General features: G+C 57.8%; 14 protein-coding genes. 5 read left to right on the top strand and 9 right to left on the bottom strand.

Features of this window, described 5'->3' with window-relative positions:
• Positions 1 to 61 precede the first annotated feature (61 nt).
• A complete protein-coding gene (xerS, locus tag VE23_RS03750) occupies positions 62 to 1,147 on the top strand; it encodes a tyrosine recombinase XerS (RefSeq protein ID WP_049867322.1) in 1,086 nt (361 codons plus the stop codon).
• Positions 1,148 to 1,185: 38 nt separating this feature from the next.
• Here xerS and VE23_RS03745 read toward each other — a convergent pair whose 3' ends face one another.
• The gene (locus VE23_RS03745) at positions 1,186 to 1,692 is read right to left on the bottom strand and encodes a hypothetical protein (protein ID WP_021878179.1); all 507 of its coding nucleotides are present in this window, start codon (positions 1,690 to 1,692) and stop codon (positions 1,186 to 1,188) included.
• A gap of 135 nt (positions 1,693 to 1,827) precedes the next feature.
• Between VE23_RS03745 and VE23_RS03740 the strand changes: the two genes are divergently transcribed.
• A complete protein-coding gene (locus VE23_RS03740) occupies positions 1,828 to 2,826 on the top strand; it encodes a YpdA family putative bacillithiol disulfide reductase (protein ID WP_048748206.1) in 999 nt (332 codons plus the stop codon).
• Positions 2,827 to 2,931: 105 nt separating this feature from the next.
• Here VE23_RS03740 and VE23_RS03735 read toward each other — a convergent pair whose 3' ends face one another.
• From VE23_RS03735 to VE23_RS03720, 4 genes are all read right to left on the bottom strand, one after another.
• On the bottom strand, positions 2,932 to 3,585 hold the full coding sequence (locus VE23_RS03735) for an MOSC domain-containing protein (protein WP_049867321.1): 654 nt from the start codon (positions 3,583 to 3,585) through the stop codon (positions 2,932 to 2,934).
• A 218-nt stretch (positions 3,586 to 3,803) separates the two neighbouring features.
• Positions 3,804 to 5,420 (bottom strand): amino acid permease, encoded by a 1,617-nt coding sequence (locus tag VE23_RS03730; RefSeq protein ID WP_049867320.1) that lies wholly within the window; start codon positions 5,418 to 5,420, stop codon positions 3,804 to 3,806.
• Between the two features lie 111 nt (positions 5,421 to 5,531).
• Positions 5,532 to 6,140 carry a DUF3298 and DUF4163 domain-containing protein gene (locus VE23_RS03725; RefSeq protein WP_021878174.1) on the bottom strand — a complete coding sequence of 203 codons (609 nt, stop codon included), beginning with the start codon at positions 6,138 to 6,140 and terminating at the stop codon, positions 5,532 to 5,534.
• 68 nt (positions 6,141 to 6,208) lie between these two features.
• Complete coding sequence (locus VE23_RS03720; RefSeq protein ID WP_049867319.1) at positions 6,209 to 6,931, bottom strand: phosphonate ABC transporter ATP-binding protein; 723 nt, start codon at positions 6,929 to 6,931, stop codon at positions 6,209 to 6,211.
• 177 nt (positions 6,932 to 7,108) lie between these two features.
• Here VE23_RS03720 and VE23_RS03715 point away from each other — a divergent pair, with 177 nt between their 5' ends.
• Together VE23_RS03715 and VE23_RS03710 are read left to right on the top strand one after the other, a co-directional pair.
• Entirely contained in the window at positions 7,109 to 7,327 is a 219-nt protein-coding gene (locus tag VE23_RS03715; protein ID WP_021878172.1) for a hypothetical protein, read from the top strand.
• Positions 7,328 to 7,582: 255 nt separating this feature from the next.
• A complete protein-coding gene (locus tag VE23_RS03710) occupies positions 7,583 to 8,332 on the top strand; it encodes an HAD family hydrolase (RefSeq protein ID WP_049867318.1) in 750 nt (249 codons plus the stop codon).
• 93 nt (positions 8,333 to 8,425) lie between these two features.
• Here the strand turns inward: VE23_RS03710 and VE23_RS03705 are convergent, their stop codons facing one another.
• Entirely contained in the window at positions 8,426 to 8,620 is a 195-nt protein-coding gene (locus VE23_RS03705; protein ID WP_021878170.1) for a hypothetical protein, read from the bottom strand.
• A 204-nt stretch (positions 8,621 to 8,824) separates the two neighbouring features.
• Between VE23_RS03705 and VE23_RS03700 the strand changes: the two genes are divergently transcribed.
• The gene (locus tag VE23_RS03700; protein WP_048745865.1) at positions 8,825 to 10,621 is read left to right on the top strand and encodes an ABC transporter substrate-binding protein; all 1,797 of its coding nucleotides are present in this window, start codon (positions 8,825 to 8,827) and stop codon (positions 10,619 to 10,621) included.
• 81 nt (positions 10,622 to 10,702) lie between these two features.
• Here the strand turns inward: VE23_RS03700 and VE23_RS03695 are convergent, their stop codons facing one another.
• From VE23_RS03695 to VE23_RS03685, 3 genes are all read right to left on the bottom strand, one after another.
• Positions 10,703 to 13,207, bottom strand: a complete 2,505-nt coding sequence (locus tag VE23_RS03695) for a DNA topoisomerase 3 (protein WP_049867317.1) — start codon at positions 13,205 to 13,207, stop codon at positions 10,703 to 10,705.
• Between the two features lie 46 nt (positions 13,208 to 13,253).
• Positions 13,254 to 14,378 carry a glucosaminidase domain-containing protein gene (locus VE23_RS03690; RefSeq protein WP_049867316.1) on the bottom strand — a complete coding sequence of 375 codons (1,125 nt, stop codon included), beginning with the start codon at positions 14,376 to 14,378 and terminating at the stop codon, positions 13,254 to 13,256.
• Positions 14,379 to 14,601: 223 nt separating this feature from the next.
• A complete protein-coding gene (locus tag VE23_RS03685) occupies positions 14,602 to 16,089 on the bottom strand; it encodes a glutamate synthase subunit beta (protein WP_049869623.1) in 1,488 nt (495 codons plus the stop codon).
• Positions 16,090 to 16,207 lie beyond the last annotated feature (118 nt).

Genomic DNA, 16,207 nt, shown 5'->3' with positions numbered 1-16,207 from the left:
TGATTGTTGGAAACGTCCGGGCTTGATAAAATAAAGGTCTAGACTGGAGGCCGTTCATGCCATGAATATTTTAAAAATAAAAGACCGTCAGGAGCTCGACCGGCGCGTCCCCTCCATGCCCTGGTATGTGGAGAAGTTCATCAACTACAAGCTGCCGGACCTCTCCCCCTCTTCCTTGCTTGAATATGTACGGGATTACGAAACCTTCTTCGGCTGGATGATCGCCGAAGGCTTGGCCGAAGGCCCAGCCCTGCGGGACGTCGCTTTGCTGGAGCTGGAGAAGCTGCACATGGACAGCATCGACCATTACCGGATGCACCTGGCTTCCCGCCCCGAGCACGCCAATACGCGGACGACGATATCCCGGAAGCTGAGCTCGCTCCGCTCGCTTTTCCATTACTTGAGCCAAATTGCCGAGGATGACGACTTCTACCCGCTGCTGAAGCGGAACATCATGGCCAAGGTCGCGATCAAGCGCACCCACAAGCCCAAGGATACAGCGGCGAAGCTGGAGGGAAAGCTGCTCCAGGAGGAGGAAATCTCCGAATTCCTGCATTATGTCCGTGTCGGCTATGGCGCCGATGTGGCGAACAACAAGCAGGCTTTGGCCGCCTACGAGCGTAATTCCGTCCGGGATGCGTGCATTGTCAGCCTCATCCTCCACTCCGGACTGCGCGTCTCCGAGGTCGTCAATCTCAACGTCGACGATATCGACCTCAAGAAAAAGCTTACCTACGTCTACCGCAAAGGGAGCAACGACGACACGTTCAAGACGCCTGTCTATTTCCGCCAGGAAGCGCTCGACGACTTGGGCGGCTATATCCAGCTTCGAGACAGCCGCTACAAGGCGCCCCGCCGCGAGAAGGCGATGTTCCTCGCCATCGCGAACGGCAATCAGGAGGGCTCGCGCATGACGAAGAGAGCCATCCAGCAGATGGTCCTCAAATATGCCAAGCGGTTCGGCAAGCCTTATTTGTCCGTCCACAAGCTCCGGCACTCGTTCGCGACCGACTATTATTTGCGCAACGACCTGTACAAGACGCAGGAGCAGCTCGGCCATGCTTCCCCGGATACGACGCAGATCTACGCGCATCTGACCGACAAAACGATGTCCGAGGCGATCGACCGGAACAAAAAAGAGGAATAGTCCGCGTCTCCGCGGGCTGCTCCTCTTTTTTTGCCGCCTTAAAGCTGCGGCGCCTCCTCCAGCGCATAATCGAAATCCTCGATGTCGAACACAAGCACCGGCACCTCGGCCTCGATCAGCTTATCCTGGAACTCGTACTGATCCGACAAGAGCGGAATCTGAAGCTTGGATGCCGTAAGCAGCAGCTCCGTCTCCACAGGGTCGAAATAATCCCCGTAATGCGCATTGTCTACGGCATTCACGACCGTGAATTGAATCCGTTCATCCAATATAAGCGGAGAGCTTTCCCTCCACGGCACTTGGAGAGCCCTCTCGATTTTTTTGCGGTTCAGCGAATCCTCGAAAAACTGGATCAGCTCGGCCACTTTGCCGCGCACGAACACATCCTCGGCCGGATCGTCCATGATCGGCTCCTCGCTGTCCTTCATTTCGTAGAGCTCCAGAATGGTGGAATAAGGCAGCACGAAGTCGACCGGCAGGCTCGGAACGAGCAGCTGTCCGTAAGTCGCAACCATGACCGCTTCAATGACGAATCTCCGCCGCATCCCAGATCCCCCCTCACCCAATAAACTTTTGAAATCAATGAATTCATTATACATGAAATAGAGGCTCCGTACACAGAGGCGCTTGCTCAGCTTGCCCCTCCCCGGCTTGAATTGTACAATATAGGTTACAGTTGCATGATCGGAGGTCGTCAGCAAGTGCAAGAAGAAGAAATCATCATCGTCGGAGCAGGCCCATGCGGCTTGGCCGCAGCGGTCGAATTCCAGAGCCGCGGCATCGGCTCCTTGATCATCGAGAAAGAGAATCTGGTCCATTCCATCTCCCAATACCCTACTTACCTGCAATTTTTCAGCTCACCCGAAATGCTCGAGATCGGAGGCTTGCCGTTCACGACGGCGATGGACAAGCCCTCGCGTCTTGAGGCGCTGAATTATTACCGGACCGTGGCGCTTCGCAGCGGCGTCCGCGTGAACGCCTATGAAGCGGTCACTTCGATTACAGCCCGGCCGAATGGAGGCTTTGTGCTGGAAACCGACAACCGCTACGGGGAAAAGCAAGTTTATTCCGCCAAAGCCGTCGTCGTGGCGACCGGATATTTCGACCATCCGAACCGGCTCGGAATTCCGGGAGAGGACATGGGCAAAGTGTCCCATTTCTTCCGGGAAGCTCATCCTTATACCGGCATGGAGGTCGCCATCATCGGAGGCAGCAATTCCGCCATCGATGCCGCGCTCGAGCTGAACCGCGCCGGCGCCAAGGTGACGGTCGTCTACCGCAAGCCGGACTATTCGCGTTCGATCAAGCCGTGGGTCCGACCAATCTTTGAAGGCCTGGTCGCCAAGGGCAAGATCTCCATGCTGTTCGGCTCCCAAGTCATCGAGATCAAGCCGCGCGCCATCGTCGTTCAGGATGAGGCCGGCATCCGCGAGCTTCACAACGACTTCGTGCTTGCTCTTACCGGCTTCCATCCCGACCGCGAATTCCTGATGTCGGTTGGCGTCGCCATCGAGGCAGAGGGCTACCCCCGCTTCGACGAGGAGACGATGGAAACCAATGTTCCCGGCATTTATCTCGCCGGAGTCGTTGCTTCCAGGCATCAAGCCAATGAAATCTTCATCGAGTCAGGGCGTTTCCACGGACAGCGCATAGCGGATCATTGGCTCCGCACACGGTGAACCAGGGTTTACGTTTTTTCGAGTTCAATTCAGGGCTGATTGGGGATTTCTCCCCTTTTGGCCGTGGTTTGAAACTTTGCCTCACTTTGGTTTACATAATTATCTTTACTTGTTCAAATTATTGATTCGCGTCATTAAGGTTTCTTTCCAGCTGCTGGAAAGTTCAGGGATGGCCGCCAGCATGTCCATTTCCGCTTTATCGGTTTTGTGCAAATAATAGATGACATTGGCTGCCGCCACAGTCATCCCGTGCTCCGGCCTGCTGACAAGCGTCAAGCTGTCTCCGGCCTGAATGTCCCCTTCCCGTAGAACGCGCAGATAGAATCCTGTCTTGCCTGTCTGCTGCACCTTCAGCGGCAGGTCGGCTTGTCCATGCCGCAGGCCGAGCTTGAAGCATGGCTGCCGCGGCTGGCTTACTTGCAGCAGCGCCGTTCCGGCCGCCAGAATATCTCCGATGACGACATCCTGCTCCGTAGTCCCTTCCAGCGTGACGTTTTCCCCGAAAGCACCGGCCTCGAGCCGCTTGCCCATTTCCCTTTCCCAATAAGGATAATGGTCATGAACATAAACGCATAGGGCCTTGTCAGGTCCCCCGTGATGCTCAAGATCCCCTTGGCCGTCGCCTTCCGGGCCTGTCCATCCGACTCGGACCGCTCCCTCGCGCGGAGTTTTCCTTATTCCCGTCGTAATCGTCTGTCTGCCGTGGGCCATCTCGGCCGGCAGCCCGGTATTGACCGATGTGATCGTTCCCAATTCCATGGGCTCCCCTCCTTTTTCAGGCTCCATTATAAAGGATGGACGGAGGGAAAGAAATGGCTGCAGGTGCGAAACCCTCCCATTTCGACATTCGGTTCGCATTGACGACAACGGCTGTCGAACTTTTCTCCATCTTGTTGCTTTATGCGCTTCCCCGGGAAATAGAGAGCGGGAAATTTCCCGCTCTCTCGATGCTCTGCCCCGCAAGCCGTATTCCGTTTTTATTGGGGATGATACCTCTCCGTCCGCAGCAGCTCTTCCTGGCTAAGTCTCATTCCCTTCTCCATGCCCTCGTAACGATGTCTGCCCTTGAGCAGGAACATGCCTCCGGAGACAAGCAGCCATGCTGCCGCAGCAGCGGCTGCGGCAGGAGCTGCGAATGCCGCGGCGGCCATCAGCGCCGCCAGCGCCGCGACGGCGAGCGGCTTCGCATAAGTGCCCGCTCTTCCGAGCGACCAGAGAGGCTGCATGGCCGCCAGCTTATCCTTCCCTTCCCGTGTCATGGACAGGACGAGCGGTATCAGCTGGGCACTGTGCTGCAGCACAATCGCCAGCGCCAGCAAAAAGAGGACGGCTCCCGTCATCGCATTCATCAGCATGCCGGCCGCCAGCGCCAGCAGAGCCGCGCAAGCTGCGGCAGCGCATGCACCCCAGGCGAATGTCCTGCCCTTGCGAACAATGGAGGACAGCTGCCTGCTGAACGGCAGCGCCTCATCCCTCGAGAGGCTTCCGGCCAGCCTGCTTGCAGCGAACAGCACCGATCCGCCGGATACGCACAGGCTGACTCCCACCGCTGCGGCCGCTGTTACCCTCCAGCCGCCGCCCCAAGGCGCTGCCGCCTGCAGAAAGAAATCATGCTCCGCTCCAAGCGGAAGCTGGAGAAGCGCCATAGCAGCCAGACCAAGCAGGATGAACCCGCCGACGTATACATAAGCCCCCGACAGCACATGCCCCCAGGGAAGCCTGATTCTCGGCTCGACCGTCTCTTCCGACAAGTGCTCCGCCGTCGCCGACCCCATGAACATCCGGTAAAGCAGAAGCAGTCCCATGATCCATCCCGCTCCGACGGCTCGCGGCTCCCCGGCAGCCGCGAGCGACCGGGCGGAATAAAGCTTCTCCAATCCGAAGGAAGGCCATAAGTAGGCCGTCATGACGGCAATCGCCGCTGCGACCGATGCGATTTGCAGCAGCGCCGCGCTATTTTGCAGCATAGAAAAGCCGTAATTGCCGAACAGGCACAGAGACAGCTGGACCAGCATCAGCACGGCAAACAGCATGGCAACGCCTGCTGCATGGCTCCATCCGTTCCATGAAGCCAATAAGCCCTGCATCCAATCCGCTGCCGCCAAATTCACGAAGGCCAGCATGCTGATTTGGCCGCCAAGCTGCAGCCAGCCAGTCAGGAAGCCCCTTCCCTTGCCGCCCAGAAGCAGCGCCGCATGGTAGCTGCCCCCGGCTGAAGGAACCGCAGACATGAGCTCTGCTTGCCCGGCATGGATCGAGAGCGCCAGCAGGCCGAGGACGGGCCAGGCCCATACAAGCAGCCATTCGCTGCCTGTATTCCATGCGTAAGCGTAGAACAGCGCCGCTCCTCCAAGCAGCGACAGGGCATTGAACGAGACGCCGAAGGCGGCGAACGGTCCGAAAGCTCGTTTGAGCTGCTGCGGTATGCCGAGTCTGTTCAGCTCCCTTTTGTCCTGCATGAACTGGATGTAAGCGGCGTAGCGAGTCATGGAGCGATACCCGCTTCTTCTGAGTCCGTTCTCCGCCGCAGCTGCGGCAGCAAGCCAAGCGACCGCCACCAGGCAAAACAAAGCAAACCCCGTCCACATCAACATGCTTCATGCCCCCTGTCCGTATCGAATATCTATCCGTCGTCTCCAAGCAGGCGCCCGCGGCAAACAACCCGTCGCAATTCAACAGGCGCGGGCAGACCGGTAGTCGAACCGTTAATTTTCATTCATTACGGATAAAGGGCCTTCGTCGGCGACAATGTCGGACAGGTCATAAACGGAAATCGGAAAATAAGGGAAGCCGTACACATAAGGGGTAATTTCGTAAATGCTGAACCAAATCACGAGGGCACGGTCCGCGATGTAGTAATCCTGATCGGCCCGGATGCCCTCGAACGGCTGCAGCAGCTCGATCTGCCGGCTCTTGATCTGCGCCGCCACCAGCTCGCTCAGCCTGGCTCTGTAATCGGATCCCGGCTTGAAGAGGCTGGCGAGCTTGCGGTTATGGCCGTCTGCAGTCATGAAGGTAAGCGACTGCTGCAGCGTCAAGCCATGGGCTCCGCCCGTGAAGGCATAGTTGAAGAGAGAAAGGCTGAATACGCCTCTCTCATTGGTTTTGACTTCATAATAAGCGGTCATTTGGGAGGAAGGGTCGGCCAGGGAGCCTTGATCTTCGATCATCTGGCGGACGGACCTGCGGATGGCGGAATTCATATGCGCCGCAGCCAGCTCCCCGCCTTCCAGATGGACGACGGGAATGAACAGCTCCGTGCGGAGCCTGGTAACCTTGGTCGTATGGACCGATAAGGGAGGCTCGAATGCCATGGGCGCCACCTGCTTCCTGCATGGGATCTTTGCTCCTATCCTATGCGCGGCCGATCCCCATTCATGCTCTAGAGCAGCATTTTCTCCTTGCTCGTCAGCCGTCTGCCGCTCACTTGCAGCACCAGCTTGCCGCCGCTCAGTCCCAGAATCCGGTCGGCGAACCTCTCCGCCCAGTCGCCTTGGTGAAGAACGGCGATGACGATGAGCCCTTGATTTTTGCACAGCTGCTTGAGGTCCGCCAGCACTTGTTCCCCGGCATGGGGATCGAGGCCGGAAATCGGCTCGTCCAGCAGCAGCACCTTGGCGCCGTGCACAAGAGCGCGGACGATCGCGACCCGCTGGCGCTCGCCTCCGCTCAGCTTGTCCGCCTTGCTGTGCGCCTTGTCGAGCAGTCCGACCTTCTCGAGCATATCCATGGCTCCCATATAATCGTCGTTGCGTACCATGCCGGTGGCGCGGCGCAGGAGCGAAGCCTGTGCGGCCGATCCGATCAAGACGTTTTTGAGAGCGGTCCGGTTCGCGCTGAGGAAAGGCTTCTCTTCGACGAGCGTCACCTCCCTGCGAATGCGCATCCTTCCGATGGCTGTAGTCGGTATTTGCCTGCCGTCTATCTTATACGAGCCCGATGTCCAGCCTTCCTGGAGAGCCAGGCATTTAAGGAGCATCGACTTGCCGCTCCCGCTGCCGCCTTTGACCGCGATGAATTCGCCTTCATCCGCGCGGAAGCTGATGTCGTCCAGCACGAGAGGTCCCGCCGGAATCTGTTTCTTGAGATGGGCTATATGGATCATGGAAGTTGAAGCACTCCTTTGGCCGCTTCCGGAACTTGGCCGGCAAGCTCTGGGTTGTCCAGCTTATTTCTTCAGTGTACGGGATAAAAATTCCTCTTTCCACCCGAACAAATGTTTGCTATAATAAAAACAGAACAAACGTTCCTAAACCTCTCTTTCCCGAAGGAGTGAGTTCCGATGAGCTGTCAGCATTTTCGCTTTGTTGAACGTCATCGCCCTTTCCGCGATTTGACTTTCAAGTTCTATGACGACGGGCGTCTCACCATTATTGACAACGAATCCGAATCCATCGTCACTCCCAACGATCTTCGCGGCGACAGCCGGGACTTCTATGTCCGCAAGCGGATCGCTTTTATCAAGAAGGATCTGCAGATCAAGGTGCAGAAGTACGCCTGATTGTGCCGAACCGGTATTCGTTCTTCTTCAATCTTCTCATCCGATTGAGTTTCCTTTCTTCAATCGTCCTCATAGATCCGCACCATGGCCTAGCCCCCTTCGGGGCTTTTTTTCGTTCTCATTCCTTCATGCCTGCCGCTTAATGCAGCTGGCAGCGGCTTCAACCCCCAAGGCTGGAATTGACGGCGCGCATTCCCTTGCTGTAGATTGGATAAAAATAGATTCACGCAAGCCTACAAAAGGGGTTAGACCATCATGAACGCGCCAATCCGACAAACGATTCTGTTCGATCTCGACGATACGCTCATCCACTGCAACAAATATTTCAACCTGGTCATCGATCAATTCGTGGATGCCATGAGGACCTGGTTCCACGCTTATCCGGACATGACAGAAGCGGCAATCCGCCGCAAGCAGGTCGAAATCGACATCGCCGGCGTGCAGGCAACCGGGTTCAAGAGCGACCACTTTCCGCAATCCTTCCTCGACACCTACGTCGACTTTACCCGGTTGACCGGCAGGCCGGAGGATTCCAACGAGATCGACCTGCTCTGGAGCATGGGACAGAGCGTCTACGAGCAGGAGGCAGAGCCCTATCCCGATATGGAAGAGACGCTTCTGCGCCTGAAGGACGAAGGTCATGACCTGCATCTATATACCGGTGGCGAGCCGGAGATCCAGCGGCGCAAGGTGGACAGGCTTCGCCTGGACCGCTACTTCGGAGACAAGATCTACATCCGCCAGCACAAGAATATCGCAGCGCTGGAGCAAATTTTGGCGGAAGGGCATTTCGACCGTCACAACACTTGGATGATCGGCAATTCCATCCGTACGGATGTCGTGCCTGCATTGACCGCAGGCATCCATGCGATCCATATGGAAGCGCAGACCGAATGGGAATACAACAACATCTCCATCGAAGTCGCGCCTCAAGGCGCTTTCCTGCAGCTCCATCATCTAAGAGATGTTCCGGACGGCATCCAGCGTTACATCCTGGGCCACTAAAAAAACGAAGGGCAGGGTTCAACCGGTTTTATCGGTTAAGCCATGCCCTTCGTTTTTTGTTTGCCTTCGCTTCGGCTTGCCGCTTGCGGCCGCTCATTTCTTCATGCCCATGAACAAGATCATGGCGTGGACCGGTTTCCATACTTGGCGGCTCGCTCTGCCCTTGTAATCGGTCCGGTTGGGCTCGACAGACTGTTTCCAGATCGAATCCGCGTGTTTGCTCTCGTGGCTGGACTGGTGGAATCGCTTGATTTCCATTTCGTTTCGGTAAACATGTTCGTAGCTCATTTTTATTGACACTCCCTGTTGTTTTCGTCGGCCTGGTTTTGATTCTTCCCTGCCGTTGAATCAAGTATCTCATGACATAACAGGAACAAAAAGTGTACAATAATTTCAAATGACTTCCTCTTTTTCAGCATGGAAAGGGCTTCCATTCCTTCATGCCGATTGCATGAAGGGTCATATCGAGCAAAAAAGGAGAAATCTGCGCGCATGCTCAACGCCGAACGATACTTGCTGCTGCTCAACCGATTCCAAATCGAAGAGCCCGACACTGAAGCCGAGACCGCTCTGGACGAGCTCGCCGAGCTGTTTCACTGCACCGAGCGCAATGTGAAGCTCATCGTGCGCAAGCTCGAGGAGGAAGGGTGGATTCGCTGGGTTCCGGGCAAAGGAAGGGGCAACCTCTCCAAGATCCATTTCCTGAAAAGCCGGGAACGCTTCCTGCTTGATATCGCCAAAGAGCTTGCTTCGGAGGGGGATTACCAGAAGGCCTTCCAGCTGTTTCAACTCCATGGCCAGCATACTTCCGTTCGCGACCGCTTTGTCGAATGGCTGAGCGGACATTTCGGATCGGATCGGATCGAGGAAGGCTCTCCCGCGCAGCGGGATGTGTTCCGGCTTCCCGTCTACCGTCCCCCTTATTCCCTCGATCCCGGGAAGCTGTTTTTTGCCTTCGACTCCCATCTGATCCATCAAATATTCGACCGGCTGCTCGGATTCGAGGCTGAAACCAAATCGCTCGTTCCCGGTCTGGCCCATTATTGGGAAAGCAACGATTCAGCAACGGCCTGGACCTTCCATCTTCGCAAAGGCGTCCGCTTCCATCATGGCCGGGAGCTGAATGCAACCGACGTCTGCTTCACGCTGAGCAGGCTGGCCGACGGGCAGCCCAACCGCTTCCTGCTGGAGTCGGTCGAAGCCATCACCGCTTTGGATGCACGGACCGTCCGGATAACGCTGAACAAGCCTAACCGCCTTCTCCCCCGCCTGCTGTGCTCCGGAGCGGCCTCCATTCTCCCGGCCGATCTCGTCCAGGAAGACGAGAGCCGCTACTGGATGCTTCCCTCCGGCACAGGTCCCTTCCGGGTCGACTGCTGGACATCCGACCGGATCGACTTGTCTGTCCACGAGCAGTACTACCAGGGAAGAGCCTATCTGGACGAGGTTCAGATCGCTTTCATGCCCGAGGACATCCCGCCCGAATTGAGGCTTAAATGGGGGCAGATCATGGCCAGCGATTCCCGCATGGCTTCCAAGGATGAGCAAGGCTGGGGCATGATCAGAACCGTCCATCAAGGATGCACGCTGCTCAGCTGGAACCGGCTCAACGGAGGGCCGCAGCAGTCGCTCGCCTTCCGGCTGGCCGTCGGACTTTCCATGGACCGGGTCGGCATGATCGGCGCCGGCGGCGAATTGAGCTATCCGGCGTATGGCTTCTTCCCCGTTCCCGGCGCGGAACTGTCGGCAGAGCGCTACGAACCGGATACAGCCATCCGGATGCTGAAGGAAGACGGTTATGACGGCGCTCCTCTCAAGCTGCTGACAACGAACCAGCATGCCAAGGAAGCGCTTTGGATCAAGGAACGCTGCGGGGAGATCGGCATCCCCGTGGACATCCGCTGCGAGCAGCACAAAATCGTGCATACGAGCGATCTCGTCAAGGAGGCCGATTGCATCCTGATGAGCCTGGTCATGGCCGAGGAGGAAGTCGGAGAGCTGGAGACCTACCTCCAGGAGCACAGCTATATCCGCCAGCATCTGGATCCCGCTCTGGAACGCTGGATCCGCCGGGTGACCGATGCCATTCTCGCTTCGGATCGGCGCGATACGCGGCGCACCCTGTTCAGCCAAATCGAGCAGCGGCTCGTTCAAGAAGGCCAAGTGCTGTTCCTGCAGCATCGCTCCCTCAACACCTATGTGCACCCTTCGGTCCGAGGGATCGGCATCAATACGTTCGGCTGGATGGACTTCAAGGATATTTGGCTAGTCTCGGATAGTCCGGCATGAAAAGATGAAAAAGAACCTCATCCCATCTTCTTGGACCAAGAAGGCGGATGAGGTTTTTTGTTTGATGGCATTAATTGTCCGTCATGTCCATTCCACGACGGTATCGCCTGTCCGGGCATCCTTGAGCCGCAGACGGCCTTTGGCGCTGCCCTCCGCACGCGGGAAGGCGGCTGCTGCCGTGCTCCCCTTGGCGAGGAGCGATTGCAGCATGGCCGGCGTCAGCGTCCGGCCATGCTGCTCCTTCCAGAGGACGAACTTGCAGCCGTCACGGAACCGGGAGCAGCCGTAGCCCCGCTTGCCTTCGACGATGCTGCCGCCGCAGCTCGGGCAAGTTCCCAGCGGCTTCAGACCGGCGGAAGTTGTCCGCCCTGGCGAGGAGGCTTGTCCGGATTGGTTTGCTTGGCTGGATGAGGAGGCTCTTCCTGCTCCTGATGATGGAGAGGCTGCCGCTATTGAAGCTGCACGCGCACGTTCACTCTGCGGCAGATTCGAAGCCGATGCCGCAGCGGACGATCGGGCGGAGCTGGCATTCTCCGGCTTCCCGCTGCGTCCAGCACTTGAAGCTGCCGAAGGGCTTGAGCCTGTCCCGGAGCGGGAAGCCCCGGCGGCTGTGCGGCCCGCTCCTGCTCCGAAGCGGGAAGCGCGGGAAGCTCCGCTCCGAGCAGCCGCTTTGCCACGCCGCGAGCCGCCGCCCTTGGCGGCCGGCTTGCCACGCTCCGGCTCAGCGAACGTCCCGGCAGGCGCAGGCGTCTGCTCCGCTACCTTCTGGACGATCATCCGGGCGAACTGTTTGACCTGCTCCATGAACTTTTCGTCGGATGCCTCATCCCGGGCGATCTGGCTCAGCCGGCGCTCCCACTGACCGGTCATGACCGGCGAAGCCAGAAGCTCTACCCCGGCTCCCCGGATCAGCTCGATGGCTGCGCAGCCTTTCGCTTCAATCTCCAGCTTTTTGCCGCTGGCACGGATATAACCTACCGTCTTCAGCCGCTCGATCGTTGCCGCGCGCGTGGCAGGCGTTCCCAAGCCGCTGTCCTTCATCGTCTCGCGCAGCTCTTCGTCTTCCATGGCTCTGCCGGCGCTTTCCATCGCTTTCAGCAGCGTTCCTTCCGTATAGGACTTGGGCGGCTGTGTCGACTTCTCTTCGGCTTTGGCCTGCTTGCACAACACCGGCTGCGATTCGTCGACATGGAAGGAAGCATCGGTAAGCTCCTGCTCTTCATCGTCTCCGTCCTCGTCCGGCTTGGCCTTTCCCTTGCCGCGCTTGGGCTTGTCCTCCGTCTCCGCAGCTCCCTGGGTAACCTTCCATCCGGGATCAAGCAGCTGCTTGATGCGGGTGCGGAACGTTTCTCCTTCCACCTCGGTCAGCACCGTATGGTTGAGATACAAGGCCGGTCCATAATAATGGGAGAGAAACCGGCGAACGATAAGATCATAGATCTTTTTTTCGTCCGGACTCAGCGCGCCTGGTTTTTTGGGTGTCGGCAAAATGGCATGGTGATCCTCCACCTTGGCCGGATTGCAGACGGCTTTGTTGCCTTTATGTACCCGGGACCTGTCCGCCCCGGCGGCAAGCTCCGCATACTCGGTTCCCCGCAGCATGTCGAGCGCCTTGCCCATGACGGGAACCGTTTCCTCCGTCACATAATTCGAATTCGTTCTCGGATACGTGATGACCTTATGCTTCTCGTAGAGGGCTTGCGCCACGTCAAGCGTCTTTTTGGCGGGAAAGCCGTATCGCCCGTTGGCTTCGCGCTGCAGCAGCGTAAGATCATGCAGACGGTAAGGAAACTCCTTGCTCTCGGCCTTGTCGTAACGGACGATGGCTCCTTTTTTCCCTTTGACCTTGGCTGCGATCGCTTCCGCCTTGGCTCCGTCCGTCAGCTTGTCGCCTTGCCAGATGCCGTTGTACTTGGAGCTTTTTTGATCAAAAGAAGCCTTGATCCTGTAATACGTTTCCGGCTTGAACGCCTCGATCTCCCGATGGCGGTCGTACAGGAGCGCCAGCACCGGAGTCTGAACCCGTCCTACCGACAGCAGCGACTTATGGCGGATTGTGAAGGCGCGCGAGGCGTTCATCCCGATCAGCCAGTCGGCCTCGCTGCGGGCCTGAGCCGCCTTCGTAAGCGGCGCGTACTTCTCGTCGCTGCCAAGCTGCTCGAATCCCCTGCGGATCGTCTCCGGCGTCAAATCGGATATCCACAGACGGTCTACGGGCTGATGAAGCTTCAAATACCGTCGGATCAAATGGAAAATAAGCTGGCCCTCCCGCCCCGCATCGCATGCATTGACGAGCCGTCCGCATTGGCGGGCGAGCTCGCCGATGACCTTGAGCTGATCGCGGGTGCGGGGATTGGGAGACAGCTTGAATGTATCCGGGATGATGGGAAGATCCTGCGCCTGCCATTTTTTGTACCGGGGATCGTAATCATCCGGTTCCGCGAGGCTGACCAGATGCCCGATCGCCCAGGTGATGATATAACGCTCGCCTTCGAGATGCGTGCGGTGGTTCGTCGCCCTGGGCTCGATCGCGGACGCGATATTGCGGCCCATATCCGGCTTTTCTGCGATAATCAATGTCTTCAAGGAACCGCCTCCTTCTATTCCGGGTGGTCCTTGGCCAACAATGCCGTCAAGCGGCAACCTTTTCCTGAAGCATCGCGAAAATCTGGCGGACGCCGCGGGACCATTTGGGATCTTCCGCGTATTTGCGGTTGATCCATGTCAACGGGTCGGCATTCGGCGGCCTGTTCTTGCTCAGATTGACGACGGTCTTGGCTGCGATCCGCGAAGACTCCTCGATGCTGGTGTTGAAATCCTGCCAGCTGTAATGAACATTGAACGGATTGTTGGCCATCTTGGCCGCGCGCTTGTGATCGTCGGGCACGAAGCTCTGTTCTTGGCCGGTAATGGCGAACAGAAGCAGCGGATGCACGTTGTACTGCTTGGCTGCCGCGATAATGGCGTTCATGTAACGGGGCTTGGCTAGCATCGACGAGCGGCTCTCCAAATAAGCCCTCAGGCGCTCCACTTCAATATCGGCATATTGAAGCGACTGTGGAAGCTCGTTTTTGGTTAGCGGCGCCGCAGGCGCGGATTGCGGCTTCTTGGCGACGGGCTGCGCCTTGGGAGCCGGGACGGCCGCCTCCGCAGCAGCCGCGACGGGAATCTCGGCGGCATGATGATGGAACAGCGACCAGCCATATACAAGTGTACCTCCAAGAAGCATGACGGACAATACCGCCATCATCAGAACCCGGGTGCTGCTGCTTCCCAGCATGGAGGATTCTCTTTTAGCGGAGAGATCGGAGACGGTCTCCGGCAAGTTGAGATGATCCGCCACGGCCGCCAGCAGCGCTTCGTCGCGTGAGGCCGCGAACGGCTTGACGCGCCTGAGAATGCGCTCGAATTCGGAATGCTCGAGCGACACGTCCAGCTTTTTTTCCACCCAGTTCATCAGAGGACGGGCGATGCGCTGATCGCGGAAGTTGAGGCTCAGGCAGGCGGCAAAAATATCGTCGCTGTTGACGATGCCTTTTTTGGAGATGATATGGGTACGAATCAATCTTGCCGTCAGCTCTTTTTTGATGGTTTCGGCGAAATCAGGGAGCTGTTGAAAGATGATTCGGCAAATGGCGTCGGATAGAATTTCAGAACGTTCACTTTGAGGTTTGTCAAAGTATTTCACATCAATAAAGGTTCTGATATGGTGAATATCCGCCGGCGTCAAGACAGATGCGCCTTCGGTTGCGTTCACGGGCAGCCTCTCCTTTAGGTATATAGACTTATGGACAATACGAATATTGTATCATAGGTCCCAATGGAAAGGCGGCTCCACATTATGGCTCTGCTCAGGACTTTCCTCCTGCTCTCCTCCTGGGCCCCATTCCAACTGCCGCTGGCTTTCCTGTCTTCGTTCCTTCCGAAATGGAAAAAGAAAAAGCGCCGGAGAGGCGCTTTTTCAAGCCATGCAGAAGCATTTAAGGCAGCATCGTCGTTCCCATCAAATAACGGTCCACTTCACGGGCGGCTTCGCGGCCTTCGTTGATGGCCCAGACGACGAGGCTTTGTCCGCGGCGCATGTCGCCTGCGGCGAATACCTTGTCCACGCTTGTGCGGTAGTCGCCTTTGCGGGCTTTGACGTTCGTGCGGCGGTCCTGCTCGACGGAGAACGCATCTACAAGCGTGGATTCCGGACCTTCGAAGCCTACGGCGACGAAGACGAGATCGGCCGGCCATACTTTTTCGGTGCCGGGAATTTCCTTATAGATCTTGCGGCCGGTCTCGTCGACCGTCCGCTCGATCTGAACCGTATGAAGTTCCTTGAGCTGGCCGTTCTCGTCGCCGACGAACTTCTTCGTCAGGACGGAGAAGGCGCGGGGATCTTCGCCGTATACAGCCTTGGCTTCCTCATGGGCGTAATCGAGCGTATAAACGTTCGGGAACTGCGGCCACGGGTTGTTGATGCTGTCGCGCTGAAGCGGAGCCTTGGCATGCGTGCCGAACTGGGTGACGGACTTGCAGCCATGACGCAGGGCGGTGGCCACGCAGTCGGTGCCGGTGTCGCCGCCTCCGATGACGATGACATCCTTGTCCTTGGCCGAGATGTAGTTGCCGTCTTCCAGCCCGGAATCCAGGTAGCTCTTGATCGTTCCGTTGAGGTAGTCCATTGCGGGGTAGATGCCCCCGAGGGTGGAGCCTTCGATGTCTACTCCGCGCGCCTTGGTGGCGCCGCCGCAAAGGACGATGGCGTCAAAGCCTTCCAGAAGCTCCTCCGCTCCGATATCCTTGCCGATCTCCGTGTTCGTCACGAAGCTGACGCCTTCGGCTTCCATCAGATCGACGCGGCGCTGCACGATGCCCTTGTCGAGCTTCATCGTCGGAATGCCGTACGTGAGCAGGCCGCCGATTCGGTCCGCGCGCTCGTAGACCGTCACCGTGTGGCCGGCTTTGTTGAGCTGGGCGGCGCAGGCCATGCCTGCAGGTCCGGAGCCGATGACCGCAACGCGCTTGCTCGTGCGCATCTTCGGAGGCTGCGGGACGACCCAGCCTTCATCGAAGCCGCGGTCGATAATCGCCTGCTCGATCGTCTTGATCGTAACGGAATCGCCGATCAGGCCGACCGTACAGGAGCCCTCGCAAGGCGCCGGACATACGCGTCCGGTGAATTCCGGGAAGTTGTTCGTTTTGTGGAGGCGCTCCAGCGCTTCGCGCCATAGGCCGCGATAGATCAGATTGTTCCATTCCGGAATCAGGTTGTTGACAGGGCAGCCGGAAGCTCCGCCGGCAATCTCCATGCCGGTGTGGCAGTACGGAGTGCCGCAATCCATGCAGCGGGCTCCCTGCGTGCGCAGCTGTTCATCCGGCAGATGCTTGTGGAATTCTTCCCAATCCTTGACCCTCTCGAGCGGGCTGCGGTCCGCAGGCAGCTCGCGCTTGTATTCCATAAAACCAGTAGGTGTCGACATCTTGCCCATTCCTCCATCCGTAAGGTCCCTATCGTTACGTCATCTGTCTGTCGGCTCTAAAGGACGCAGCCCCGAATGCCGCTGCCGGAAAAAGTATAAAGTTGCATTCCGGCGCATA

This window comes from Paenibacillus sp. D9, from assembly GCF_001188365.1.
Lineage (GTDB): Bacteria > Bacillota > Bacilli > Paenibacillales > Paenibacillaceae > Paenibacillus_O > Paenibacillus_O humicus.
Note: the sequence above shows the minus strand (reverse complement) of the source record. Positions and strands in the feature narration are given on the sequence as shown.